The following is a 25,166-nucleotide window of genomic DNA, read 5'->3' on the forward strand; positions in this document are numbered from 1 at the left end:
TAGAGGGAACCTTTGCGGGATAAGGCACAAAGCTAGTCCGGCCGCGGTTTGCCAAGCAAAAACGCCCGATGAATCGCCGTTTTTTTAGGCTAAGAATGTTAGCAAATATGTACGATTCTGCGTTTTTTTTTAGAGCCTTATCACATCACACTTGTAACTTTCGCGCCACGTTGTAGACTTTACATCGCCAAGGTTGCTCTATAACGTCAGAAAAACTGGCGAGTAACAAACGAGGGCTTAAACCTTGGCGAAGGAATTTAACCAAGGGCTTAAACAGCTTTAAAGCTCATTGCCTATTTGGATGATAACGAGGCGCAAAATGAAAAAGACAGCTATCGCATTAGCAGTGGCACTGGCAGGTTTCGCTACCGTAGCGCAAGCCGCTCCAAAAGATAACACCTGGTACACCGGTGCTAAACTGGGCTGGTCCCAGTACCATGACACTGGTTTCTACGGTAACGGTTACCAGAACGGTATCGGCAACGGCCCAACCCACAAAGATCAGCTGGGTGCCGGCGCGTTCCTGGGCTATCAGGCAAACCAATACCTGGGCTTCGAACTGGGCTATGACTGGCTCGGCCGTATGCCTTACAAAGGCAGCGTGAACAACGGTGCTTTCAAAGCGCAGGGCGTTCAACTGGCCGCTAAACTGAGCTACCCAATTGCTGACGATCTGGACATCTACACTCGTCTGGGTGGTATGGTATGGCGCGCAGATTCCAAAGCTAACTACAACAACGGCAGCGCTGGTCGCCTGAGCAACCACGACACCGGCGTTTCTCCGCTGGCTGCTGTTGGTGTTGAATACGCACTGACCAAAAACTGGGCTACCCGCCTGGACTACCAGTTCGTAAGCAACATCGGTGACGCAGGTACCGTTGGCGCACGTCCAGATAACACCATGCTGAGCCTGGGCGTTTCTTACCGCTTCGGTCAGGATGATGTAGTTGCTCCAGTTGCTCCAGCTCCAGCTCCGGCTCCAGTTGTTGAAACCAAGCGTTTCACTCTGAAGTCTGACGTGCTGTTCAACTTCAACAAAGCAACTCTGAAGCCACAAGGTCAACAGGCTCTGGATCAGCTGTACTCCCAGCTGAGCTCCATGGATCCTAAAGACGGTTCCGTAGTTGTTCTGGGTTACACCGACGCCGTTGGTTCTGCTCAGTACAACCAAAAACTGTCTGAAAAACGCGCACAAAGCGTTGTTGACTACCTGGTCTCCAAAGGCATCCCGTCAGACAAAATCTCTGCACGTGGCATGGGCAAAGCTGATCCAGTTACAGGCAACACCTGTGGCTACAAAGCTGGCCGCGCTACCAAAGCTCAGATCGACTGCCTGGCACCAGATCGTCGCGTAGAGATCGAAGTTAAAGGTATCAAAGACGTTGTAACTCAGCCTCAGGGCTAAGTTTACTCGCCTAATAAAAAACCCCGCATTGCGGGGTTTTTTTCGTCCTGCTGGTATCAGAACATTCAAGACTATGTGTAACTAAGGCGCTCTGCCCTGTTTACTTAGGTTCTTTACCGAGAATCGCCTTCAAGTCTTCTTTCAATGATGACATCTGATTCGCATACTTCTCTTTGCGTTCGGCATCTTCGATAAGCTGCACAACGGTTTCCGACAGCGTGACGCCGCGACGGCGCGCCAGGGCAGCCAAACGTTGCCAAACCAAAAACTCCAGATCGATAGATTTTTTGCGCGTATGCTGGTGTTCTGCGTTAAAATGACGTTTGCGGCGGGCGCGGATCGTTTGCTTCATCCGGTTATCCAGTTCCGGATTCATGTGAGCGGCAATCCATGCAAGTACCTTTACCGGCTCATTTTCCAGCTTCAGCAGCTCGTTAACCGCTTCCTGAGCAGCGCTGTTTTCAATGTAGCGGGTAATAAGCTCCCCTTCCCGGTGCTTTTTCACCAGGTACTTCCATTTCCAACCGCTCTCCAGATTTTCCAGTTGCTGATATTTCATCTTGAGCTCTTCAGTGACCGCGTAACTTCAAATAAGCATAACAGCTTTGCGCCGAATTTCCCCGGCAATTAAGCCGTCTTTTAGACTGTTTTTTGCACAGTCATCGCGTGATGTCAAACTCCCTGACGCCAACTGGCACTCCACATGTATCAAGCCGCCGTTATTCTTGTATAATCGCCCTTTCCCTTTTTGACGATTGCATCTAACACTTTGACCAATAACCGACTTGAATGGCAATCTTTATTGCCGGACGTAACGCCTTATCAGGCGATATTTGATACCGCCGCTCAGTTGGCACCCGTGCCCTTTTCCGCCATTCAGCCTCGGCTGGAAAATGCCCTGACGCTATTTTGCCACCCTCAATCGCCACCGCGTTTCATGCTGTTGAAAGCGCAAGAGACGCGAGAGTATCTGGAACTGGTTGCTAACGCCGTCAAACCGCTGCTGACGAAAGACACGGCATGCTGCGGCAGCCACTATGTCATTCAGGATGGCAAGGTCAGCGTAGAACCTGCCAGCCGTGGCGATGAACCTTTCGCCGCCGGCGGTGCTTGCCTGTTCCAGGAGTGGATTGAGCCGGAGCAGCTGTTTGGCTGCGTGCGGATCCACCACGGCGACATTACCCTGCAGCCAGGTCTGGTGCACCAGGCCAACGGCGGCGTTCTTATTCTGTCGGCCCGGGCGCTACTGGCTCAGCCGCTGCTATGGCTGCGGCTGAAGCAGATGATCGGCCAGCGTCAGTTCCATTGGGTTTCGCCAGACGAAACCCGCCCGCTGCCGGTAACCATTCCACCGATGCCGTTGGACCTAAGGCTGATTGTGGTCGGCGATCGTCACGGCCTGGCCGATTTCCACGATATCGAGCCGGAGCTGAGCGAACAAGCGGTCTACGGCGAATACGAAGACGATCTGCAACTGACCGAAGTCGATGATATGGCGCAGTGGTGCGGCTACGTCAACGGCGTGATCGCCGCTCGGCAGTTACCGATGTTGGCGGCCGATGCCTGGCTACCGCTGATCGTCCAGGCAGTGCGTTATAGCGGTGACCAGGGCGTCCTGCCACTCTCGCCGGTTTGGCTTGGCCAGCAACTGTCCGAGGCCGCACTGTACGCCGAAGAGGAGCGCATTACCGCCAAGGCGTTTGAAGCGGCGTTGAATGCCCGCGAATGGCGTGAAAGCTATCTGGCCGAGCGTATGCAGGATGAGATTGAGCTCGGCCAGATCCTGATTGAGACCGAGGGTGAAGTGGTCGGGCAGATCAACGGCCTGTCAGTCCTGGACTATCCCGGCCATCCACGCAGCTTCGGCGAGCCCTCACGCATCAGTTGCGTGGTGCATCTTGGTGACGGCGAGTTTACCGACGTCGAGCGCAAAGCCGAACTGGGCGGCAACCTGCATGCTAAAGGCATGATGATCATGCAGGCGTTCCTGATCGCCGAACTGGATCTGGATCAGCAGTTGCCTTTCTCCGCCTCGATCGTCTTTGAACAATCTTACGGCGAAGTAGATGGTGACAGCGCCTCGCTGGCTGAGCTGTGCGCCTTGATCAGTGCCCTGTCACAGCAGCCGATCACACAACAGATCGCCGTCACCGGCTCCGTCGACCAATTCGGCAACGTACAGCCGATAGGCGGCGTTAACGAAAAGGTCGAAGGTTTCTTCGAAGTTTGTGTACGCCGCGGCCTGACGGGCAAACAGGGCGTCGTACTGCCCGTGACCAACGTGCGCCACCTGTGCCTGCGTCAGGATGTCGTTGACGCGGTACGCGAAGGGCAATTCCATCTGTGGGCGGTAGAGAGCGCGGCGGAAGCCTTGCCTTTGCTCACAGGTTGCCTCTACTCTGACGAACAACAGCCGAATTTGTTGGCGGCCATACAGGAACGGATTGCGCAGGTGAACCTGCAAGAACGCCGCCGTCCGTGGCCGCTGCGCTGGCTCAACTGGTTCAACCACGGCTGATCGGACTTGTTCAGCGTACACGTGTTAGCTAACCTGCGTCCTTCATTAAAATAAGGCTTACTGAGAACATGGTAGATAAACGCGATTCCTATACGAAAGAAGACCTCGAAGCATCCGGCCGTGGCGAGCTGTTCGGCGCCGGTGGCCCACCGTTGCCGGCAGGTAACATGTTGATGATGGACCGCGTGGTCAAGATGACCGAAGACGGCGGGACTCACAACAAAGGTTATGTGGAAGCGGAGCTGGATATTAATCCGGACCTATGGTTCTTCGGTTGCCACTTTATCGGCGATCCGGTTATGCCTGGTTGCCTGGGCCTGGATGCAATGTGGCAGTTGGTCGGTTTCTATCTCGGCTGGCTGGGCGGCGAAGGCAAAGGCCGCGCGCTGGGCGTCGGTGAAGTCAAGTTCACCGGCCAGGTGCTGCCGACTGCCAAGAAGGTCACCTATCGTATTAACTTCAAGCGCGTCATCACCCGCAAGCTGATCATGGGCGTCGCCGATGGCGAAGTGCTGGTTGACGGCGAAGTGATCTATACCGCCACCGATCTGAAAGTGGGCCTGTTCAAGGATACCGCAGCGTTCTAATCACGCTGGCGAGAAGTCGGCCACTGCCTTCTTTTCCAACGCTCACCGCATGCCGTCACGTTCAACGTGATGGCATTTCTTTCTCTTAGCGCTTCAAGCCCCCCATCTCCTTTAATCGCCCGTTATCGAAACGTCTTTTCCTTCCTGTCTCTGGCCTATTCTTACCTGAAGCGGTTAAAGCAACAGACTGGCTGAACGTCGCACTCTCTCGATATCGGTACCCGCGCGATAGCGGGTTTTTTGCATCCGGTTATTCTCTTGCCCCTCAAAATCCCCTAACATGGTTCGAAAGGTAACTACAGTTAGTGTACCCAGTGAGGAATGGCATGCAAAAGACCCGCTTTAGCGATGCGCCTTGCCCCGTTGCGCGCTCATTGGATCGCGTCTGCGAGTCATGGAACATCCTGATCCTGCGCGATGCCTTTCAGGGGCTCTCCCGGTTCGACGAATTCCAACAAAGTTTGGGGATATCGCCCACGCTGCTGGCCCGACGGCTGAAGGATCTGGTGGCTCATGGCATTCTGTATAAGCAACGCTATCAAACCCGACCGGTGCGCTACCACTACCTGCTCACCGAGCGCGGCAACGATTTTTTCCCCGTGCTGGCGGCCCTCTCACAATGGGGTAACCGTCATCTGACCGACGGCGCCGTTAGCTCGCTGCTGGTCGACAGTCGCACAGATCAACCGATCCAGGTCCAGTTAATCAATCGCGAGACCCAACAGCCGGTGCCGCAACAGTTCATTACGCTGGCGCCAGGGCCGGCGGCAAGCGACGGCATCTATCAGCGCGCCGAGCTGATGCGGCGCCGGCGTCTCGCTGATTTTCCCGAATCTACCAAGGAGACATCATGAGTCATCGTCGTATCGTCATTACCGGCATGGGCGCCGTTTCGCCTTTAGGGTGCGGTGTTGAAACCATCTGGCAACGTTTGTTGAAAGGAGAATCAGGCATTCGGGCGTTGCCTGACGAGATCGTTGCGGATTTGCCGGTCAAAGTCGGAGGCCAGGTTCCGGAACTGGCACAAGATGCTGAAGCGGGCTTCAATCCCGACGCTTCTGTCGCCCCCAAGGACCAAAAGAAAATGGATCGTTTTATCCTGTTCGCCATGGCGGCGGCGGATGAAGCCATTCGCCAGTCCGGTTGGATAGCCGATACGGAGGAAAAACAAGAACGCACCGCCACCGTCATTGCCTCAGGCATTGGCGGTTTCCCGGCGATTGCCCAGGCGGTACGCACCACTGACAGCCGTGGTGCCAAGCGCCTGTCGCCGTTTACCATCCCTTCATTCCTGGTCAATCTGGCGGCCGGCCACGTTTCAATCAAACATCGCTTCAAAGGCCCGATTGGCGCACCGGTGACCGCCTGTGCGGCCGGCGTGCAGGCCATTGGCGACGCGGTGCGTCTGATCCGTAATGATGAGGCCGATATTGCGCTGTGCGGCGGTACCGAGTCCGCCATAGATACCGTCAGCCTGGGCGGCTTCGCCGCTGCACGCGCCATGTCCACCGCACCGGCCGAATTGGCGCGACAGGCCTCTCGGCCTTTCGACAGCGCCCGGGACGGATTTGTCATGGGAGAAGGCGCCGGCATGCTGGTGATTGAAACGCTGGAACACGCGCTGGCGCGCGGCGCCACACCGCTCGCGGAAATCGTCGGCTATGGTACCAGCGCCGACGCCTACCACATGACATCCGGCGCTGAAGACGGCAATGGCGCCTATCGGGCGATGAAAATTGCGTTGAAGCAGGCGAACGTCGCCCCCGAGGAAGTTCAACATTTAAACGCGCACGCAACCTCGACACCCGTAGGCGATTTGGGCGAAATCAACGCCATCAAACACCTGTTTGGCACCGCCGGGACTGTCGCCGTGACCTCGACGAAATCAGCAACCGGGCACCTGCTGGGCGCCGCCGGCGGGTTGGAAACCATCTTTACCGCCTTGGCTCTGCGCGATCAGATAGCCCCTGCAACGCTAAATCTGGATAATCCCGATCCGGCGGCGGCAGGCTTGCATCTGGTCGCGAAACAGGCGGAATCGATGAACATGACCTACGCCTTATCAAACGGCTTCGGCTTTGGCGGCGTGAATGCGAGTATTTTGCTGAAACGCTGGCAGGATAAATAAACGCCTGAAACAAAAACCTCCGCCAAAGGGCGGAGGTTATTCCTTTTATTTGACAGGGAGCCGCTTAAGCGGTCACAGCCCTGTCTTCCATGGCTTCTCGCCAACCTCCCAGCCATTGAGACCGGGCGTCCACTGATGATTGGTAGGGACAATGTTCCCTGGAACGCCCTAAAATACCTGCCTGATACCCTCTCGAATGCGCCCTTTCCAGACGATCGCGTTTCTGTCTCTTCATGCCTCGTTTCCCTCATTTTGGTCTGGTGGAAAGAAAACAATGGCTGCTTTTTGTGCAGCCACGAGTAATCAATAGCGCTAAAAGAAGAGAAGATCAATGCGCAAAATTCACGCCAATGTCATATTTGTGAGCTACGCCCGAGGAAAGTGCTAAGTGGCTGATCTGCCGGGAAAGGGTTTAACTGTTTGAAACGAAAAAGGAATCCCTGCCAGGGAGAAAAAAAGACTTTTCACGCTGACAGGGATTAGACGATTTTAGACCAAATTATGACTAAATGCCGCCCATCTGTGCTGCGATAGCCTGAGCTTCCTGCTGCCAACCCTGCGCCAGCGTGCGCACCAGGGCATCATAGCCGTCCTCACCCTGTTTCAATTCCAGGTTGAAAGGCCGTTTGATCAAGCGCCCCTGGCGGTTCAACACCCACTCGCCGCGAACGATCGCCTTGCCGTCAAAGCGGCCGTGGAAACCGCTGATAGTCACGTTCAGCACATCCTGATCGCTGCTCATCGGCTGCGAAGAGACCACCCAGCCCGGCAGCGCGCTGCTCAGGTTGGTGACCAGCGTTTGCTGCAGCTGTTGGTCGAGCGGGCTGGCCCACAGGTTGTTCTGGGCTATCACATACTGTACGTCGTTGGTTTGATACACCACGCCGCTCTGCGCCAGATAATCCGCCACGCTCACGTGTTCCAGCCACAGCTGGCGCGTGGAGGCGCCGCTGCTGCTGACCGCGGCCGGCGCACCCAACGCCGGCAACTGATAGTACGTCTTCTGTGGCGAACTGCTGCAGGCGCTGAGCAACAGCGCCAGGGCTACCGGGATCCATTTCATCATTTCGTGGCCTTCTTCGGCTGAGGGTCAGTGCTGCCGGCGGCTTCAAACACCAGCGCGTTGCTCTTCTCATTCAGGGTGCGCAGCACCGGCTGCAGCTCACGCAACACCTGGTCGAGGCGCTGCATGTCGCCCACCATCTTGTTGTAAGCCGGTGAACCAGGCTGGAACCCTTTCATGCTGCGGTTCAGCTCCAGCAGCGTTTTCTGCATGTCCTGCGGCAGCGCCTGCATCTCTTTGCTGGCGATGATGTCGTTCAACGACTTCATGGTCTGCTGCGTCGACTTCATGGTTTTCTGGCTTTCCGCCAGCGTCTTGGTCGCCTCGTTGATCATCGGATTGATCGGCATCGCATTGATCTTGTCCAGCGTCTGCATCAGTTTCTGCTGGATCTGCGCCAGCCCGCCGCTGGTGGTCGGCATCAGCGGATAACCGAACAGCTCACGCGGCCCTTTCCACGGTTTCTCCTGCGGGTAGAAGTCGAGATCGATATACAGCGAACCGGTCAGCAGGTTGGCGGACTTCATCGAGGCGCGCATACCGCGCGATTCCGCGTCCTTCAAATGCCCTTCGATATCGAAATTGCCGCCCAGCTGTTTCTGGAAGCGATCCGGCTCGATGCGGATCAGCACCGGAATGCGGTAATCGTTATCCAGACGCTGTGCCATGCCGTCTTTATAGAACGGCACCTGCGCTACCGTGCCCAGGCGGATGCCGCGGAACTCGACCGGCGCGCCCGGCTGCAGGCCGCGTACCGAATCAGAGAAGAACAGCAGGTAGTCCTTATGCACGGTATACAGCGAATCCTGTGTGCTGCGCTGGTTGTCGAACAGCTGGTACTCCGCCTTCTCTTTCGCCAGTTCGCCGCGATCCCAGCCGTCCGGCACGTCGAAGCTGACGCCGCCGCTGAACAAGGTAGTCAGCGACCCCATCTCAACCCGCATCCCCTGCGCCGACATGTCGAACGCCACGCCGCTGTCTTTCCAGAAGCGTACGTTGGTGGTGACCAGTTGGTCGTAAGGCGCGGTAATGAACAGCTGATAGCGCATGGCGCGTTCTTTCGGATCGAAGTAGCTGGTCTCTACCGACCCGACGCGATAGCCGCGGAACAGCACCGGATCGCCGGCGTTGAGCTGGCCCGATTTCTCGCTGTCCAGCACGATGCGCAGCCCTTTGGCATCCGGGGGAGCCAGCGGCGGCGCGTCGAGCAACTGATAGTTGTCTTTGCCGTCTTTGCCCTTGCTACCGGGCTGCAGTTCGATATAGGCGCCGGAGAGCAGCGTCCCCAGCCCGGAAACACCTTCACGGCCGATCTGCGGCTTCACCACCCAGAAGGCGGAGTCCTGACGCAGCAATTTCTCCATGCCGGAATTGAGGCGCGCCTGCACCATCACCTTGCTCAGATCATCGCTCAGCGTGACGGTTTCCACCACGCCGACGTCTACACTGCGGCTTTTGATTTTGGTTTTACCCGCTTCCAGCCCCTCCGCCGTCGTGGTGACCAGCGTCACCACCGGCCCCTGATGGCTGAAGTGGTAAAACAGGATCCAGGCGCCGATCAGCGCGGTCACGATGGGAATGATCCACACCGGCGACCAGCGTTTGATCTTCTCAACGTCTGCGACGCTATGATTATTTTCCGTCACCTTGCGGCTCCTTGTTGATTGTTTCATTTGCGCGATCCCAGGTCAGCCGGGGATCAAATGTCATGGCGGCGAACATGGTGAGGATCACCACCAGCGCGAACAGCACGGCGCCCGTCGCGGGGTAAATGCTCATCAACTGCCCCATTCGCACCAGCGCCGACAATACGGCGATCACAAACACGTCGATCATTGACCAGCGGCCAACGAACTCGACCACTTCATAAATCAGGTGCATGCGCTCGCTGTCGGCGCGCGGTTTCTTCCTGCCGTTGGCGTCCCAGCACAGCCAGCCGATCGCCAGCATTTTCAGCGACGGCACCATGATACTGGCGATGAAAATCACCATCGCCACCGGATAAGAGCCATCCCCCCACAGCAGGATCACCCCCGCCATGATGGTGGAGTTCATTTTGTTACCCAGCGCTTCGGTCACCATGATGGGCATCAGGTTGGCCGGGATATACAGCATGATGGAGGTCACCAGCAGCGCCAGCGTCCATTGCAAGCTGTGGCGGCGACGCACGTAGCCGTTGGTGTGGCAGCGCGGGCAGCGCACCTGGTTAGCCGGCAAGATCGCCGTGCAGCAGGCGCAGGAGCGCACGCCCTGTCGCATGCCGGTGCGCCCCACCGTCAGCGGGCGATCGAGACGCGGCGCCGGTTCGATGTCCTGCCACAGCCAGCGCCGATCCACGCATTGAAAAGCGCGCACCTGCAGCAGGCAGAACAGGCAATAAGGCACGAAGCTGCTGCCGATACCGATATCGCCATAAGCCATCAGCTTGACGAAGCTGACCAGCACCCCGGCGAGGAAAATTTCCACCATGCACCAGGTTTTGAACTGGAACAGCACCCGGGCCATCCACTCTTTGAGCCCCAGCGGCAAGCGCACTTTGGCGCACAGCAGAATGATCGCCAGCATGCAAAACGCCGGGATCAGCTGCACGAACACCATAAACAGCGTGGCCATGCTGGCGTAGTCTTCCGCCACCATGACTTCCGGGATTTGAATCAGCCGGATTTCATTGCCGAGACCGGCGACACGCATATTGATAAACGGGAAAATGTTGGCCAGCACCAGCATGAACAAGGCACTGAGCGCGTAACCGATCGGCCGCTTGCGCGGTTCGTCCCAGCGGGCGCTGAGCGTGGTTTTGCAGCGCGGGCATACCGCTTTGCTGCCATAGGCCAGCGGCGGTAGCGCCACCAGCATGTCGCACTGCGGGCACAGCATCAGGTTATCCTGCTGCTCCGCCGAAGGTGCGGAATGACTATGCTGCTGATGATTGTTGTGGGAACACACCATATTCCTCCTCAATAACGTTGCTCACCGGCACGTCGATACCGCCCGCGCGCTGCTGCGGGCGGTATCGATCGCAACGGTCAGCCGTTTTTCATCGCTTCCAGCTCTTCCCAACGGGCGAAGGCCTGCTCGAGCGCCTGCTCGGCGTTAGTCAGCGCCGTCAGCACTTGCTGCGTTTCGCTGTGCGGCCGCGTGAAGAAGTCGGCATCGCTCATTTGCGCCTGCAACGCTTCGATTTCCGCCTCCAGCTGTTCGAGCCGCTGCGGCAACTGTTCCAGTTCGCGCAGCAGGTTGTAACTCAGCTTCGCCGCCGCTTTCTTCGGCTGTTCGGCCTTTTTCTCCGCCGCCGGTTTGCTCGCGCTCGGCGCCGCCTGGCGAATCGGTTTCGCCGTGGCGCGCTGGTGATGCGCATCGTAGTAACCGCCGACGAAGGCGTTGATCACGCCATTACCTTCGAAGATCCAGCACTCGGTCACCGAGTTGTCGACGAACTGACGATCGTGGCTTACCAGCAGCACGGTGCCCTGATAGCCGTCGATCAGCTCTTCCAGCAACTCCAGCGTTTCGACGTCGAGATCGTTGGTTGGTTCATCGAGGATCAGCAGATTGCTCGGTTTCAGAAACAGCTTAGCCAACAGCAGGCGGTTACGCTCACCGCCCGACAGCGCCTTCACCGGCGTCATCGCACGTTTCGGGTGGAAGAGGAAGTCCTGCAGGTAGCCCAACACATGGCGAGGGCGGCCGTTGACCATTACTTCCTGTTTGCCTTCCGCCAGGTTGTCCATCACCGTGCGCTCCGGATCGAGATCGGCGCGGTGCTGGTCGAAATAAGCCACTTCCAGCTTGGTGCCGCAGTGCACGCGGCCGCTATCGGCTTTCAGCTGACCGAGCATCAGTTTCAGCAGCGTGGTTTTGCCACAGCCGTTCGGCCCCACCAGCGCAATCTTGTCGCCGCGCTGCACCTGAGCGGAGAAACCGCGCACCAAAACTTTTTCGCCAACCTGATAATTGACGTCTTCCAGCTCGAATACGATTTTGCCGGAGCGGGTCGCCTCTTCCACCTGCATCTTGGCGGTGCCCATCACTTCACGGCGCTCTGAACGCTCGACGCGCAACGCCTTCAGCGCGCGAACGCGGCCTTCGTTACGGGTACGGCGCGCTTTGATGCCCTGACGGATCCAGACCTCTTCCTGCGCCAGTTTGCGATCGAACTCGGCGTTTTGCAGCTCTTCCACCCGCAGCGCTTCTTCTTTGCTCTGCAGATACAGATCGTAGTTGCCCGGCCAGGAAACCAGCTTGCCGCGATCCAGATCGACGATGCGCGTCGCCATGTTGCGAATAAACGAACGGTCGTGCGAGATGAAGACGATGCTGCCGTCGAACTCTTTCAGGAAACCTTCCAGCCAGTCGATGGTTTCGATATCCAGGTGGTTGGTCGGTTCGTCGAGCAGCAACACGCGCGGCGAGCTCACCAGCGCGCGGCCCAGCGCCGCTTTACGCAGCCAGCCGCCGGACAGCGAGGAAAGTTCTGCGTCGCCGTTCAGCCCCAGCTGCAGCAGCACTTCGCTGATGCGGCTGTCGAGCTGCCAGAGCCCCTGGTGGTCGAGGATCTCCATGATTTGCGCCATGCGCGCCAGGTTTTTCTCGCTCGGATCGCTCTCCACCAGGTGGGAAATCGCATGATACGCTTTCAGGTGTTCCGCCTGCTCTGCGACGCCTTCGGCCACGAAGTCGAACACGCTACCGCCGATATTGCGCGGCGGATCCTGTTGCAGGCGCGCCACGATCAGATCCTGTTCGTAGATCACCCGGCCGTCGTCCAGCGGGATCTCTTTGCCGAGGATCTTCAGCAGCGTGGACTTACCGGCGCCGTTGCGCCCGACCAGACACACGCGTTCGTTGTCTTCGATATGAATTTCGGTGTTGTCTAAAAGCGGCGCATCGCTGAAAGAAAGCCAGGCGCCGGACATGCTGATTAACGACATAGTAATTATTTTCCTTCGCCGGCGTGAGTCACCAGCCAGCAGTTGTGGATCTGACGGTTACGGGCAAAGTCCTGCGACAGCGTCTTGGCGGTGATCTCTTTCGCCTCCAGGCCCAGCGCGCTCAGCCCTGCCATATCCATTTGGAAACCGCGCTTGTTGTTCGAGAACATGATGGTTCCGTTGCGGCGCAGCAACCGTTTCAAATCTTTCATCAGCGCCAGATGATCGCGCTGCACGTCAAAAGTGTTCTCCATCCGCTTGGAGTTGGAGAAGGTCGGCGGATCGATGAAGATCACGTCGAACTGTTCGTTGGCGTTGCTCAACCACGACAGGCAGTCGGCCTGGATCAGCCGGTGCTGGCGGCCGGTCAGGCCGTTGGCGCGCAGGTTCTTCTCCGCCCATTCCAGATAGGTACGCGACATGTCCACCGTGGTGGTGCTGCGCGCGCCGCCCAGCCCGGCGTGCACGCTGGCGGTGCCGGTATAGGCGAACAGGTTGAGGAAGTCCTTGCCGTTGCTCATCTCGCCCAGCATACGGCGCGCGATGCGGTGATCGAGGAACAGGCCGGTATCGAGATAGTCGGTCAGATTGACCCACAGCTTGGCGTTATACTCTTCCACCAGCAGGAACTCGCCTTTCTGCGCCAGTTTCTCGTACTGGTTTTTGCCCTTCTGCCGCTCGCGCGTTTTCAGGATCAGCTGATTCGACGGTAATTCCAGTACCGACAGCGTCGCGTTGATCACATCGAACAGGCGCTGACGCGCTTTTTGCGCATCGATGGTTTTCGGCGGCGCATACTCCTGCACCACCACCTTGCTGCCGTAGCGGTCCACCGCGACGTTGTATTCTGGCAGATCGGCATCGTACAGGCGGTAGCATTCAATGCCCTGCTGTTTCGCCCACTTGTCGAGCTTCTTCAAGTTCTTGCGCAGACGGTTGGCGAAATCTTCCGCCACCTGCACGCCGCCGGTAGCGGTACCGGCCGGGTTCGCCGCCAGCTGATAGTTTTTCTGCACGCACTCCAGCGGGCCGTTCTTCGCCTTGAACTGGCGCTCGGCGCGCAGCTGCAGACAGCTCAACAGCTCCGGCGAGGCGCTGAACAGCGAAAGCTGCCAGCCACCGAAGGCGCTTTTCATCACGCGGCCCAGCATGTTGTGCAGCGCGATCAGCGCCGGTTCGCTTTCCAGACGCTCACCGTACGGCGGGTTGCTGATCACGGTGCCGTGCGGGCCTTCCGGCAGCGGATTGGTCAAGCGCGCCACGTCACCGACGTTGAAGGTGATCAGCTCGGCGACGCCGGCGCGGCGGGCGTTGCCGCGCGCCATCTCAATCACCCGGCGATCGATATCGGAGCCGAAGAAGCGAGAGGCGGTTTCCTGCAGGCCGCGGCGTGCGCGCACCTGCGCTTCGGTGGTGACTTCACGCCACAGTTCGGCGTTGTGGCCGTTCCAGGCGCTGAAGCCCCAGTGTTGGCGGTGCAGGCCCGGCGCACGATCGGCGGCGATCATCGCCGCTTCGATCAAGAGCGTGCCGGAGCCGCACATCGGATCGAGCATCGGCGTGCCCGGCTGCCAGCCGGAACGCAGCACAATGGCGGCCGCCAGGTTTTCCTTCAGCGGCGCCTGGCCGGTAAGATCGCGGTAGCCGCGCTGGTGCAGGCCTTCGCCGCTCAGATCGAGCGCCACGCTGGCCATATCGCGCTGCAGGAAGACGTTAACGCGAATATCCGGCTGCTGCTTGGCAACCGTTGGGCGTTGGTCAAGTTTACGGGTGAAGCTGTCGACGATGGCGTCTTTCACCTTCAGTGCGCCATATTGGCTGTTGCGGATCTCTTCGTTCACGCCGCTGAAATGCACGGCAAAGGTTTTATCCACGCCAAAAATACTCGGCCAGTCGATCGCCTGCACCCCAAGGTACAGATCCAGATCGCTGTGCACGCGGAATTCGTTCAGCGGCAACAGAATGCGCGAAGCCAGGCGGCTCCACAGCAGGCTTTGGTACAGAAGACGATCGTCACCCTGAAAATGTACCCCACCCTGCACCACTTTGCAGTCGTGAGCGCCAAGCGCTTCCAGCTCGCTTTTTAACAGTTCTTCCAATCCACGCGCCGTGCTGGCAAACAGAGAGTTCATATCGTACTTATCACCAAAAAGAAAATTGTTGCGCATTATAGCTAATCCGCACCGCTTGTCATAAAGTTGCTCCCTTCTATTTAATAATCGCACGGAGATAAGGGTGATCACGCTTTCCAGACTCTACGTCCATCCGGTTAAATCACTGCGCGGTCTGCAGCTTTCTTACGCCCAGGTCGGCAGCAGCGGTCTGGCCTTCGACCGCAACTTTATGATCACCGAGCCGGATGGCACCTTTATTACCGCGCGCCAATACCCGCAGATGGTGCTGTTCACGCCGGCGCTGCTGCCAGACGGGCTATTCCTGACCGCACCGGACGGCGAAAGCGCCGCCATTCGCTTCAGCGACTTCGCCGTCGCGCCGCAGCCGACCGAGGTATGGGGCAACCATTTCACCGCGCTGATCGCGCCGGATGAGATCAACCGCTGGCTGAGCGGCTATTTCCAGCGTGACGTACAGCTGCGCTGGCTGGGGCCGGAGTTGACCCGCCGGGTGAAGAAGCACCCCGAAATCCCGCTGACGTTTGCCGACGGCTATCCTTATTTGCTGATTAACCAGGCTTCGTTCAACGATCTGCAGCAGCGTTGCCCCGGCAGCATCAAGCTGGAGCAGTTCCGCCCCAATCTGGTGGTGAGCGGCGCAACCGCCTGGGCCGAGGACGGCTGGCAGGTGATCCGCGTCGGCGACGTCATGTTCGATCTGGTGAAACCCTGCAGCCGCTGCGTGCTCACCACCGTCAGCACCGAGCGCGGCCGCAAGCACCCGAGCGGCGAACCGCTGAGCACGCTGCAAAAATTCCGTTCCGCCGACAACGGCGACATCGATTTTGGCCAGAATATGATCGCGCGTAACAGCGGCATCATTCGCGTGGGCGATACGGTGGAAGTGCTGTCGACCAAGCCGCCGCGCCCTTATGGCGCCGGGAAAGTGGTGGAGAGCGTGCAAGCGCCGCAAGACAGCGAGCACAGCGTCACTATCGAATACGAAGGAAAGGTGTTTACCGGCAACAACCAGCAGATCCTGCTCGAACAGCTGGAACAGCAAGGCATTCGCGTCCCTTACTCCTGCCGCGCCGGGATTTGCGGCAGCTGCCGCATTACGTTGCTGAGCGGTGACGTCGCGCCCCTGAAGAAAAGCGCGCTGGGCGACAACGGCACCATCCTGTGCTGCAGCTGCATCCCGAAAAGTGATTTGACGTTGGCGTAATCCGCCTTATACCGCCCTGTCGTAAGCCGGGGCGGCGCTTTCATCCTGCGCGCAGGGTTTCAACCGATCGTGCATCACCTTGATGGCATCGCCCAATACCATGGTGCGGCCGGCGACCGTCAGCTGATTTTGCGCCAGCAGGCACAGGCTGGCGTTATCCCCGGCCTCTACCACCAGCAAGCGCGCTTCTGCGCCGCTTTCCATCACTTTCACCGCCGCCAGCTCGCCGTTTTTCGGCTGTAACGGGTAGTGTTGCTGCGAGAAATGCCAGCTCTTTGGCATCAGCGGTTTCAGGAAGCGGTAGGCGACCAGCGCATTCAACACCAGCTCGGCCCGCTGTTCATGGCTAAGCTTGACCTGTTTGCACTGTTCTTCATAAGTGAAATAAAGGGCGGCGTCATCCACGCAAAAAGCACATTCATCAAAGGCGTCCGGCGTTAACATTTTGGCCGGGAAACGTGAACGGAAGATCATACCATTAGCTAAATCCAGCATTAGCCGATCGTGTTCGGCATCAAAATACCAACGCCAATTATCGTCAGGTTTTATCTTCATTTCGTATCCTTCTCGCTGCCTATGCCAACACCGCACTCACCCTAAAAGGCGATTTTATCACCGATAAAATAGCTTAAACATCGGATAATTCCGCGAACGATATTTATGCTAACGAACAAAATATAGACGAGCCGGGGGCAGAAATAAACCCCCGGAATAAAATGAGAGGAAAAATATTAGATATGGGTAACGATATCTTTAATCAAACGCGGGCCGTGATAGATAAATCCGGAATAAATTTGCAGTAGGCTCGCGCCGGCCTCCATTTTTTCGCGTGCCGCCGTCAGCGAATCGATGCCGCCCACGCCGATAATCGGTAGACGCCCTTGCAGTTCAGTGGAGAGACGACGGATCACTTCGGTGCTGCGTGATTGCAACGGACGCCCGCTTAACCCGCCCGCTTGTTCGCAGTAATTTAACCCCTGGATCAATTTTCGATCCAACGTGGTATTGGTGGCGATCACGCCGTCGATATTATGCCGCACCAGGCTGTCGGCAATTTGGATCAATTCTTCTTCTGAAAGATCCGGCGCGATCTTTACCGCCACCGGCACATATTTGTGATGTCGCGCATGTAATTCCTGCTGCTTATTTTTAATCGCAGCCAAAAGATCGTCCAGCGCTTCACCATACTGTAAGGATCGTAACCCCGGCGTATTCGGTGAAGAGATGTTAATCGCGATATAACCGGCATACGGATAAACTTTATCCATGCAGATCAAATAATCGTCTTTACCCTGTTCAACCGGGGTGTCTTTATTCTTGCCGATATTGATCCCAAGAATGCCGCCAAAATGGGATTTCTTAACGTTTTCAACCAGATTGTCCACGCCGTGGTTATTGAACCCCATGCGGTTGATCAGGCCTTCCGCCTCAACCACGCGGAACAAGCGCGGCTTGTCGTTGCCCGGCTGCGGGCGCGGCGTCACGGTGCCGACTTCCACATGGCCGAAGCCCATCGCGCCGAACGCATCGATACACTCGCCGTTTTTATCCAGACCGGCGGCCAATCCCAGCGGGTTTTTAAACGACAGCCCCATGCAGCTGACCGGTTTGGTCGGCACGGACTGACGGACAAGAAACGCTAATGGGGTGCCGGTAATACGGCTGAGCTGACGAAAGGTCACTTCGTGCGCACGCTCCGGATCGAGCTGGAACAACGCTTTCCTGATGAGGGGGTAGTACATGGACTCTCCTGATTTCCCGGTTGCAAACCGGGGGCGTATTATCCGGTATCCCCCGCCTAATTGGAATTGATTAAAGGCAAAAAAAGCCGTTTTTACGCAATCGTTTTCCCGCTTCACCGCCAAATCGGCGCCAATCCGCTTTTGCGCATATCCAAATCAAAAAATGAGATTTAAAAAACGCGCCCGGTTGCTGGTAGGTTTAAAACACTTCTCATTGATTTTCTAATTAAACCTAACTTTTAGTTATAAGGAGTGGCAATGCGCGTTATATCACTGGCCGGCAGCCCACGCATCCCATCACGTTCCGCCGCGCTGCTCTCGCTGAGTCAGAACTGGCTGCGGCAGCAAGGGGTGGAAGTGACGGCTTATACCCTGCACGACTTCGATGCCGAAGATCTGCTGTACGCCAACTTCAACAGTCCGGCGATCAAGGCGTTTGCCGACCAGCTGGCGCTGGCCGACGGCCTGCTGATTTCCACACCGGTTTATAAAGCGTCGTTCTCCGGGGCGCTGAAAACCCTGCTGGATCTGCTGCCGGAGCGCGCACTGGATCATAAGGTGGTGCTGCCGCTGGCAACCGGCGGTTCTGTCGGCCACATGCTGGCGGTGGACTATGCGCTCAAGCCGGTGCTGGCGGCGCTGAAAGCACAGGAAGTGCTGCACGGCGTGTTCGCCGACGACAGCCAGATCCAACTGACCGGCGAAGGCGCCACGCTCACCGACGCCGTGGCCGCCCGATTAGACGAGGCGCTCGCCAGTTTCTATCTGGCGCTGGGCCGCCGCAAACCGCCCGCGCTGCGCGTCGCCTCGCCGCTGGCGGTGCGTCAGACCGCCTGAAACGCCTGGAAAAGGAGAGCCTGAATGAAAGAACGTATCGCTTTACGGCGCTGGCTGAACGCTGCGGCCCTCACCGGCCTGCTGTCGCTGGTCTGGGCCAATGCCGCCGCTGCGCAAGATCCGGCGCAGTTCCGCATCGGCTACCAAAAAGGGTCGGTCAGCCTGGTGCTGGCGAAGAGCCACCGGCTGCTGGAGGAACGTTTTCCCACCACCCGTATCAGCTGGATCGAGTTTCCCGCCGGCCCACAGATGCTGGAAGCCTTGAACGTCGGCAGCATCGATCTGGGCAGCACCGGCGATATTCCCCCGATCTTCGCGCAGGCTGCCGGCGCGGACCTGCTGTATGTCGGCGTTGAGCCGCCCAAACCCAAGGCCGAAGTGATCCTGGTGCCGGAAAACAGCCCGATCAAAACCGTCGCCGATCTGAAAGGCCATAAGGTCGCCTTCCAGAAAGGATCCAGCTCGCACAATCTGTTGCTGCGATCGCTGCAAAAGGCCGGCCTGCAGTTCACCGATATCCAGCCCGCCTATCTGACCCCCGCCGATGCACGTGCCGCTTTCCAACAGGGCAACGTCGACGCCTGGGCCATCTGGGATCCCTATTATTCCGCCGCGCTGCTGCAGGGCGGCGTGCGGGTGCTCGGCGACGGCACCGATCTGAACCAGACCGGTTCCTTCTATCTGGCGGCGCGCCCCTATGCCGAAGCCAACGGCGCCTTTATCAGCCAGGTCTTGACGGTGCTGACCCAGGCCGATGCGCTCACCCGCAGCGACCGGGCGCAAAGCGTGACCCTGCTGGCCAATGCCATGGGTCTGCCGGAACCGGTGATCGCCAGCTATCTGGATCACCGCCCGCCGACCGCCATCACACCGCTCGATGCGCATACGATCGCCGCGCAGCAGCAAACCGCCGACCTGTTTTACGCCAACCGGCTGGTGCCGGTGAAGGTTGACATCTCGCAACGCATCTGGCGCCCAAGCGCGCAATAACTCATGGGAGAACATTGACGATGAGCCTGAACGTTTTCTGGTTTTTACCCACCCACGGCGACGGCCACTATCTTGGCAGCGCACAGGGGGCGCGCAGCGTCGATCACGGTTATTTGCAGCAGATCGCCCAGGCGGCGGATCGGCTGGGATTTGGCGGAGTACTGATCCCCACCGGCCGCTCGTGCGAAGACTCCTGGCTGGTGGCCGCCTCGCTGATCCCGGTTACCCAGCGGCTGAAGTTTTTGGTCGCGCTGCGGCCGGGCATCATCTCCCCTACGCTGGCGGCGCGCCAGGCGGCGACGCTGGATCGCCTGTCCAACGGGCGTGCGCTGTTCAATCTGGTCACCGGCGGCGATCCGGAAGAGCTGGCGGCCGAGGGGCTGCACCTGAGCCATGAAGAGCGCTACGAAGCCTCAACCGAGTTCACCCATATCTGGCGCCGGGTGCTGGAAGGCGAAACCGTCGATTTCGACGGCAAGCATATTCAGGTGAAAGGCGCCAAACTGCTGTTCCCGCCGGTGCAGCAGCCGCGCCCGCCGCTCTATTTCGGCGGATCCTCCGCCGCCGCGCAGGATCTGGCCGCCGACCAGGTAGAACTGTATCTGACCTGGGGAGAGCCGCCGGCGCAGGTTAAAGAGAAGATCGAAGAGGTTCGCGCCAAAGCAGCGGCGAAAGGCCGCCAGGTACGCTTCGGTATCCGCCTGCATGTCATCGTGCGGGAAACCACCGAAGAGGCCTGGCGCGCCGCCGACCGGCTGATCGCGCACCTCGATGAGGAAACCATCGCCAACGCGCAGCAGGCCTTTGCGCGCTTCGACTCCGTCGGCCAACGGCGCATGGCGGCGCTGCACGGCGGCAAAAAGGATAACCTGGAGATCAGCCCGAACCTGTGGGCCGGCATCGGCCTGGTGCGCGGCGGCGCCGGCACCGCGCTGGTGGGCGATGGCCCGACGGTCGCGGCGCGCATGCAGGAATACGCCGATCTGGGCATCGATACCTTTATTCTCTCCGGCTATCCGCATCTGGAAGAGGCCTACCGCGTCGGCGAACTGCTGTTCCCTCACCTCGATCTGGCGCAGGAAGAAACGCCTGCGCGCCTTCAGCCGGTGCGTCCGCAGGGCGAAGTGGTGGCCAACATCTATGTTCCGCAAAAAGTGTCGCAGAGCTGAGGAGGCCCCGATGGCTAAGAACGCGCAACGCATCCTGTATCGGCTGGCCCCCTGGGCACTGCCGCTGGCGCTGGTGCTCCTCTGGCAGGTCGCCGTCGAAACCGGTTGGCTGTCCAACCGCATTTTGCCGGCGCCGAGCGCGGTGCTGGCCGCCTTCTGGAGCCTGAGCAAAAGCGGCGAACTGTGGCAGCACTTGAGTATCAGCAGCCAGCGCGCGTTGATCGGCTTTGGCATCGGCGGCAGCATCGGACTGATCCTCGGTTTTATTACCGGGCTTTCGCGCTGGGGCGAACGCCTGCTGGACAGCTCGGTGCAAATGATCCGCAACGTGCCGCACCTGGCGCTGATCCCGTTGGTGATCCTGTGGTTCGGCATCGATGAATCCGCCAAGATCTTTTTGGTGGCGCTCGGTACGCTGTTCCCGATTTATCTCAATACCTATCACGGCATCAAGAACATCGATCGCGGCCTGTTGGAGATGGCCCGCAGCTACGGCCTGAGCGGTTTCCGCCTGTTTACACAGGTGGTGCTGCCGGGCGCACTGCCGTCGATTATGGTCGGCGTGCGTTTCGCTCTTGGCTTCATGTGGCTGACGCTGATCGTCGCCGAAACCATTTCGGCCAACTCAGGCATCGGCTACCTGGCGATGAACGCGCGTGAATTCCTGCAAACCGACGTGGTGGTGGTGGCGATCGTGCTGTACGCCCTGCTCGGCAAGCTGGCGGACGTGGGCGCGCAGCTGCTGGAGCGCGTCTGGTTGCGCTGGCATCCGGCCTATCAACTGAAACAGGGAGAAGCGCTATGACCCTTCCCGCTCGCCTTGCCCAAGGCACACCGGTGACGCTGGAGTCCATCGGCAAAGGTTACGGCAACCGTACGGTGCTGGACAATATTCAGCTGCGCATTCCCGCCGGGCAGTTCGTGGCGGTGGTCGGCCGCAGCGGCTGCGGCAAAAGCACCCTGCTGCGCCTGTTGGCCGGCCTGGAACAGGCCAGCAGCGGCGCTCTGCTCAGCGGCACCGCGCCGCTTGCCGCCGCTAAAGAAGATACTCGGCTGATGTTTCAGGATGCGCGCCTGCTGCCGTGGAAAACGGTAATCGACAACGTGGGGCTGGGGTTGCGCGGCCAGTGGCGCGACGCGGCGTTGCAGGCGCTGGACGCGGTCGGCTTGGCGGATCGCGCCCATGACTGGCCGGCGGCGTTGTCCGGCGGGCAAAAACAACGGGTCGCCCTGGCGCGCGCCCTGATCCACCGCCCTCGCCTGCTGCTGCTGGACGAACCGCTCGGAGCGCTGGATGCCCTGACGCGTATCGAGATGCAGGGGTTGATAGAAACGCTGTGGCAACAGCACGGTTTTACCGTGCTGCTGGTCACGCACGACGTTAGCGAAGCCATCGCGCTGGCGGATCGGGTGATCCTGATCGAAGAGGGACGCATCGGGCTGGATCTCACCCTCGACCTGCCGCGGCCGCGCCGCAAGGGGTCAGCCCGGCTGGCTGAGCTGGAGGCCGAAGTGCTGGAACGGGTATTATCGCCACCGGTTATCGGGGCCAGCCCGCGCCAGGCGGCAAATTGAACGGATAAAAAAGGGACGGCGCAGGCCGTCCCTTATCTATATCAGCATCAGCGCGAGAAGATCAGGCGTCGAGCGCCTTGCTGATCTTCTCGTACAGATCGCCGGACAGGTTTTCCAACCCTTTCAGCTGTTCCAGCGCCTTGCGCATCAGCGCCTGGCGACCCGCGTCGTAACGCTTCAGGCGAATCAGCGGTTCAATCAGGCGCGCGGCGATCTGCGGGTTGCGCTGGTTGAGATCGCTGAGGATCTCCGCCAGGAACTGATAGCCGCTGCCGTCCGCAGCATGGAACGCCGCCGGGTTGCCGGAAGCGAAGCCGCCAATCAACGAGCGGGTGCGGTTCGGGTTGCTCAGGCTGAACGAACGGTGTTGCAGCAGCGCACGCACCTTGCTCAGCACGTCTGCCGCCGGGCTGCTGCCCTGCAGCACGAACCATTTGTCCATCACCAGGCCATCCTGATGCCAGCGCTCGTCGAACGCCGCCAGCAGCGTATCGCGGCACGGCAGCTGGGCCGCGACCGCAGCAGACAGCGCCGCCAGCGAGTCGGTCATGTTGTCCGCCTGGCGATACTGTTCGCTCACCAGCGCGTCCGCCAGCGCGACATCTTCGCCGAACGCCAGGTAGCCCAGGCATACATTGCGCAAGGCGCGCTTGGCGATCTCGGCGTGCTCCACGCGGTAGCCGTCAGTCTTGTTGGCGTGATACACCGCCAGCCACTCATCGGCCAACTCACGCGCCAGGCAGCTTACTATCGCTTCGTGCACCGCAGCGATCGCTTCCGGATCGATGGTGGCGAACAGCTCGGCGATTTCGTTCTCCGACGGCAGCGTCAGGATCTGCGCCGCCAGCGCCGGATCCAGCTTTTCGTCCAGCAACACCGCGCGGAACGCATCGGCCACGTGCAGCGGCAGCGACAGCGGCTGCTTCTGCTGGTGCCGCGCCACGTTCAGCTTAATATAGGTCGCCAGCAGGCTCTGTGCCGCATCCCAACGCGCAAATTCATTGCGTGCGTGCTGCATCAGGAAGGTCAGCTGCTGGTCGCTGTACGGATAGTCCAGCTTCACCGGCGCGGAGAATTCGCGCAGCAGCGACGGCACCGGCTTGTGCGCCACGCCGTCGAACACGAAGGTCTGCTCCGCTTCGGTGACGTTCAGCACGTTGTTGACCGGCAGGCCGCCCTTTTGCAATGGAATGACGTTGCCTTCGCTGTCGTACAGTTCGATATCCAGCGGGATATGCAGCGGTAACTTCTCCGGCTGATCGGCGGTCGGCGCGGTTTTCTGGCTGACATGCAGGCGATACTGCTGGGTTTGTGCGTCGTATTCGTCGCGCACCGTCAACAGCGGCGTGCCGGACTGGCTATACCAACGACGGAAGCGCGACAGATCGACGTTGGACGCATCCTCCATCGCCTGCACGAAATCGTCGCAGGTGGCGGCGCTGCCGTCGTGGCGTTCGAAATAGAGCTGCATCCCTTTCTGGAAGTTCGCTTCCCCCAGCAGGGTGTGCATCATGCGGATCACTTCGGAACCCTTTTCATACACCGTCAGGGTGTAGAAGTTGTTCATCTCGATCACTTTGTCCGGGCGGATGGCATGCGCCATCGGGCTGGCGTCTTCGGCGAACTGCGCGCCGCGCATCACACGCACGTTGTCGATGCGGTTGACCGAGCGCGATCCCAGATCGGAGCTGAACTCCTGATCGCGGAACACCGTCAGCCCCTCTTTCAGACTGAGCTGGAACCAGTCGCGGCAGGTCACGCGGTTACCGGTCCAGTTGTGGAAATATTCGTGGCCGATCACCGCTTCGATGTTCAGGTAATCCTTGTCGGTGGCGGTTTCCGCCTTCGCCAGCACATATTTGGAGTTAAAGATATTTAACCCTTTGTTCTCCATCGCGCCCATATTGAAGAAATCGACCGCCACAATCATATAAATGTCGAGATCGTATTCCAGGCCGAAGCGGGTCTCGTCCCACTTCATCGAGTTCTTCAGCGAAGTCATCGCCCAGTCGGCGCGATCCAGGTTGCCGCGATCGACGAACAGCTCCAGCGCGACCTTACGGCCGGAACGGGTGGTGAAGCTGTCGCGCAGCACGTCGAAGTCCCCCGCCACCAGCGCGAACAGGTAGCAGGGTTTCGGGAACGGATCCTGCCATTGCACCCAGTGGCGGCCATCGGCCAATTCGCCCTGGCCGATGCGGTTGCCGTTAGACAGCAGGAACGGATAGCGCGCCTTGTCGGCCACGATGCGGGTAGTAAAGCGCGCCAGCACGTCCGGGCGATCCTGGTAATAGGTAATATGGTGGAAGCCTTCGGCTTCGCATTGCGTGCACAGCGCATCGCCGGACAGGTACAGCCCTTCCAGCGCGGTGTTTTTCGCCGGGTGAATATCGTTGACGATGGTAAGAGTGAATTGTGCCGGCAGCTCTTCGATGATCAGCTGGTTATCCTGCTGACGATAGGCACTCCACGGTTGCCCGTCGACCTGAATGCTCACCAGCGTCAGATCTTCGCCATCCAGCACCAGCGGGGCGCCGGCCGCGCCCTGACGTTTGATTTTACTGACGGCGGTCACGCGCGTGGTTTCCGCGTCCAGACTGAAGTCCAAATCGATATCGGTCGTGGTGTAATCAGGCGCGCGATAATCGTGGCGATATTTTGCCTGTGGCTGTTGTGTCATAAAAACCCTTAAACGTCTCAGTGAGTTATAGGTGCAGGCCGCTCTTCTCCTCCGCGCCACAGCCGGTGTGTTCCCCTGCGGCGCGCGGCGGACCTGATTGTGAATAAACTGTATCACAGCTGGCCGAAAAGCCCAGAGCCGCCGGGTGACCACGAGAGAGAAATCAGAGGCAAATCATAAATCGCCCGCCAGACGACAGCGC

General features: G+C 59.1%; 21 protein-coding genes. 11 read left to right on the plus strand and 10 right to left on the minus strand.

Annotated elements, in window-relative coordinates; translation table 11 throughout:
- Positions 1-319 precede the first annotated feature (319 nt).
- A complete protein-coding gene (gene ompA / locus FUU19_RS06160) occupies positions 320-1,405 on the plus strand; it encodes a porin OmpA (protein WP_141969706.1) in 1,086 nt (361 codons plus the stop codon).
- 100 nt (positions 1,406-1,505) lie between these two features.
- Here ompA and matP read toward each other — a convergent pair whose 3' ends face one another.
- On the minus strand, positions 1,506-1,964 hold the full coding sequence (matP, locus tag FUU19_RS06165; protein WP_019454505.1) for a macrodomain Ter protein MatP: 459 nt from the start codon (positions 1,962-1,964) through the stop codon (positions 1,506-1,508).
- A 210-nt stretch (positions 1,965-2,174) separates the two neighbouring features.
- Between matP and FUU19_RS06170 the strand changes: the two genes are divergently transcribed.
- The 4 genes from FUU19_RS06170 (at position 2,175) to fabF (ending at position 6,638) form a co-directional block, all read left to right on the plus strand.
- Positions 2,175-3,923, plus strand: coding sequence for an AAA family ATPase (locus FUU19_RS06170; protein WP_230490302.1), 1,749 nt, complete (start codon positions 2,175-2,177; stop codon positions 3,921-3,923).
- Between the two features lie 68 nt (positions 3,924-3,991).
- Positions 3,992-4,510, plus strand: coding sequence for a bifunctional 3-hydroxydecanoyl-ACP dehydratase/trans-2-decenoyl-ACP isomerase (fabA, locus tag FUU19_RS06175; RefSeq protein ID WP_019454507.1), 519 nt, complete (start codon positions 3,992-3,994; stop codon positions 4,508-4,510).
- Between the two features lie 326 nt (positions 4,511-4,836).
- A complete protein-coding gene (locus tag FUU19_RS06180) occupies positions 4,837-5,364 on the plus strand; it encodes a winged helix-turn-helix transcriptional regulator (protein WP_141969710.1) in 528 nt (175 codons plus the stop codon).
- Positions 5,361-6,638 carry a beta-ketoacyl-ACP synthase II gene (gene fabF, locus FUU19_RS06185; protein WP_230490301.1) on the plus strand — a complete coding sequence of 426 codons (1,278 nt, stop codon included), beginning with the start codon at positions 5,361-5,363 and terminating at the stop codon, positions 6,636-6,638. The genes FUU19_RS06180 and fabF overlap by 4 nt, the downstream gene beginning before the upstream one ends.
- A gap of 64 nt (positions 6,639-6,702) precedes the next feature.
- On the opposite strand, the gene rmf is transcribed toward fabF, so the two are convergent.
- From rmf to rlmKL, 6 genes are all read right to left on the minus strand, one after another.
- Positions 6,703-6,873 carry a ribosome modulation factor gene (gene rmf / locus FUU19_RS06190; RefSeq protein WP_004928150.1) on the minus strand — a complete coding sequence of 57 codons (171 nt, stop codon included), beginning with the start codon at positions 6,871-6,873 and terminating at the stop codon, positions 6,703-6,705.
- A 270-nt stretch (positions 6,874-7,143) separates the two neighbouring features.
- Positions 7,144-7,704 (minus strand): membrane integrity-associated transporter subunit PqiC, encoded by a 561-nt coding sequence (pqiC, locus tag FUU19_RS06195; protein ID WP_107227729.1) that lies wholly within the window; start codon positions 7,702-7,704, stop codon positions 7,144-7,146.
- Positions 7,701-9,347, minus strand: a complete 1,647-nt coding sequence (gene pqiB / locus FUU19_RS06200) for an intermembrane transport protein PqiB (protein WP_230490300.1) — start codon at positions 9,345-9,347, stop codon at positions 7,701-7,703. Before pqiB ends, pqiC begins: the two co-directional genes overlap by 4 nt.
- A complete protein-coding gene (gene pqiA / locus FUU19_RS06205) occupies positions 9,334-10,650 on the minus strand; it encodes a membrane integrity-associated transporter subunit PqiA (protein WP_373275473.1) in 1,317 nt (438 codons plus the stop codon). The genes pqiB and pqiA overlap by 14 nt, the downstream gene beginning before the upstream one ends.
- A 77-nt stretch (positions 10,651-10,727) precedes the next feature.
- Positions 10,728-12,632 (minus strand): ABC transporter ATP-binding protein, encoded by a 1,905-nt coding sequence (locus tag FUU19_RS06210; RefSeq protein WP_230490299.1) that lies wholly within the window; start codon positions 12,630-12,632, stop codon positions 10,728-10,730.
- Positions 12,633-12,637: 5 nt separating this feature from the next.
- A complete protein-coding gene (gene rlmKL, locus FUU19_RS06215) occupies positions 12,638-14,764 on the minus strand; it encodes a bifunctional 23S rRNA (guanine(2069)-N(7))-methyltransferase RlmK/23S rRNA (guanine(2445)-N(2))-methyltransferase RlmL (protein WP_230490298.1) in 2,127 nt (708 codons plus the stop codon).
- A 103-nt stretch (positions 14,765-14,867) separates the two neighbouring features.
- Between rlmKL and FUU19_RS06220 the strand changes: the two genes are divergently transcribed.
- Positions 14,868-15,971 carry a YcbX family protein gene (locus FUU19_RS06220; protein WP_230507091.1) on the plus strand — a complete coding sequence of 368 codons (1,104 nt, stop codon included), beginning with the start codon at positions 14,868-14,870 and terminating at the stop codon, positions 15,969-15,971.
- A 6-nt stretch (positions 15,972-15,977) separates the two neighbouring features.
- Here the strand turns inward: FUU19_RS06220 and FUU19_RS06225 are convergent, their stop codons facing one another.
- The gene (locus FUU19_RS06225) at positions 15,978-16,526 is read right to left on the minus strand and encodes a cell division protein ZapC (protein WP_004928171.1); all 549 of its coding nucleotides are present in this window, start codon (positions 16,524-16,526) and stop codon (positions 15,978-15,980) included.
- A gap of 176 nt (positions 16,527-16,702) precedes the next feature.
- Entirely contained in the window at positions 16,703-17,713 is a 1,011-nt protein-coding gene (gene pyrD, locus FUU19_RS06230; protein ID WP_019454516.1) for a quinone-dependent dihydroorotate dehydrogenase, read from the minus strand.
- Positions 17,714-17,971: 258 nt separating this feature from the next.
- Here pyrD and ssuE point away from each other — a divergent pair, with 258 nt between their 5' ends.
- Genes ssuE through ssuB form a run of 5 tightly spaced genes read left to right on the plus strand, consistent with a single transcriptional unit; the run spans position 17,972 to position 22,284 of the window.
- Positions 17,972-18,550 (plus strand): NADPH-dependent FMN reductase, encoded by a 579-nt coding sequence (gene ssuE, locus FUU19_RS06235; protein WP_141969722.1) that lies wholly within the window; start codon positions 17,972-17,974, stop codon positions 18,548-18,550.
- Positions 18,551-18,574: 24 nt separating this feature from the next.
- Positions 18,575-19,540: a sulfonate ABC transporter substrate-binding protein gene (locus FUU19_RS06240; RefSeq protein WP_230490297.1), complete on the plus strand. Its 966-nt coding sequence runs from the start codon at positions 18,575-18,577 to the stop codon at positions 19,538-19,540.
- 20 nt (positions 19,541-19,560) lie between these two features.
- The gene (gene ssuD / locus FUU19_RS06245; protein ID WP_202669272.1) at positions 19,561-20,709 is read left to right on the plus strand and encodes an FMNH2-dependent alkanesulfonate monooxygenase; all 1,149 of its coding nucleotides are present in this window, start codon (positions 19,561-19,563) and stop codon (positions 20,707-20,709) included.
- A gap of 10 nt (positions 20,710-20,719) precedes the next feature.
- Positions 20,720-21,514, plus strand: coding sequence for an aliphatic sulfonate ABC transporter permease SsuC (ssuC, locus tag FUU19_RS06250; RefSeq protein ID WP_141969726.1), 795 nt, complete (start codon positions 20,720-20,722; stop codon positions 21,512-21,514).
- Positions 21,511-22,284 (plus strand): aliphatic sulfonates ABC transporter ATP-binding protein, encoded by a 774-nt coding sequence (ssuB, locus tag FUU19_RS06255; protein WP_230490296.1) that lies wholly within the window; start codon positions 21,511-21,513, stop codon positions 22,282-22,284. Before ssuC ends, ssuB begins: the two co-directional genes overlap by 4 nt.
- A gap of 61 nt (positions 22,285-22,345) precedes the next feature.
- Here ssuB and pepN read toward each other — a convergent pair whose 3' ends face one another.
- On the minus strand, positions 22,346-24,964 hold the full coding sequence (gene pepN, locus FUU19_RS06260; protein ID WP_230507092.1) for an aminopeptidase N: 2,619 nt from the start codon (positions 24,962-24,964) through the stop codon (positions 22,346-22,348).
- Positions 24,965-25,166 lie beyond the last annotated feature (202 nt).

The organism is Serratia montpellierensis (assembly GCF_020858655.1).
In the GTDB taxonomy this organism is placed as follows: domain Bacteria; phylum Pseudomonadota; class Gammaproteobacteria; order Enterobacterales; family Enterobacteriaceae; genus Serratia; species Serratia montpellierensis.

Coding starts and splice junctions, on each gene's coding strand:
- ompA (WP_141969706.1), top strand. CDS start 320: ATGAAAAAGACAGCTATCGCATTAGCAGTGGCACTGGCAGGTTTCGCT.
- matP (WP_019454505.1), bottom strand. CDS start 1,964: ATGAAATATCAGCAACTGGAAAATCTGGAGAGCGGTTGGAAATGGAAG.
- fabA (WP_019454507.1), top strand. CDS start 3,992: ATGGTAGATAAACGCGATTCCTATACGAAAGAAGACCTCGAAGCATCC.
- FUU19_RS06180 (WP_141969710.1), top strand. CDS start 4,837: ATGCAAAAGACCCGCTTTAGCGATGCGCCTTGCCCCGTTGCGCGCTCA.
- fabF (WP_230490301.1), top strand. CDS start 5,361: ATGAGTCATCGTCGTATCGTCATTACCGGCATGGGCGCCGTTTCGCCT.
- rmf (WP_004928150.1), bottom strand. CDS start 6,873: ATGAAGAGACAGAAACGCGATCGTCTGGAAAGGGCGCATTCGAGAGGG.
- pqiC (WP_107227729.1), bottom strand. CDS start 7,704: ATGATGAAATGGATCCCGGTAGCCCTGGCGCTGTTGCTCAGCGCCTGC.
- pqiA (WP_373275473.1), bottom strand. CDS start 10,650: ATGGTGTGTTCCCACAACAATCATCAGCAGCATAGTCATTCCGCACCT.
- FUU19_RS06210 (WP_230490299.1), bottom strand. CDS start 12,632: ATGTCGTTAATCAGCATGTCCGGCGCCTGGCTTTCTTTCAGCGATGCG.
- rlmKL (WP_230490298.1), bottom strand. CDS start 14,764: ATGAACTCTCTGTTTGCCAGCACGGCGCGTGGATTGGAAGAACTGTTA.
- FUU19_RS06225 (WP_004928171.1), bottom strand. CDS start 16,526: ATGAAGATAAAACCTGACGATAATTGGCGTTGGTATTTTGATGCCGAA.
- pyrD (WP_019454516.1), bottom strand. CDS start 17,713: ATGTACTACCCCCTCATCAGGAAAGCGTTGTTCCAGCTCGATCCGGAG.
- ssuE (WP_141969722.1), top strand. CDS start 17,972: ATGCGCGTTATATCACTGGCCGGCAGCCCACGCATCCCATCACGTTCC.
- FUU19_RS06240 (WP_230490297.1), top strand. CDS start 18,575: ATGAAAGAACGTATCGCTTTACGGCGCTGGCTGAACGCTGCGGCCCTC.
- ssuD (WP_202669272.1), top strand. CDS start 19,561: ATGAGCCTGAACGTTTTCTGGTTTTTACCCACCCACGGCGACGGCCAC.
- ssuC (WP_141969726.1), top strand. CDS start 20,720: ATGGCTAAGAACGCGCAACGCATCCTGTATCGGCTGGCCCCCTGGGCA.
- ssuB (WP_230490296.1), top strand. CDS start 21,511: ATGACCCTTCCCGCTCGCCTTGCCCAAGGCACACCGGTGACGCTGGAG.
- pepN (WP_230507092.1), bottom strand. CDS start 24,964: ATGACACAACAGCCACAGGCAAAATATCGCCACGATTATCGCGCGCCT.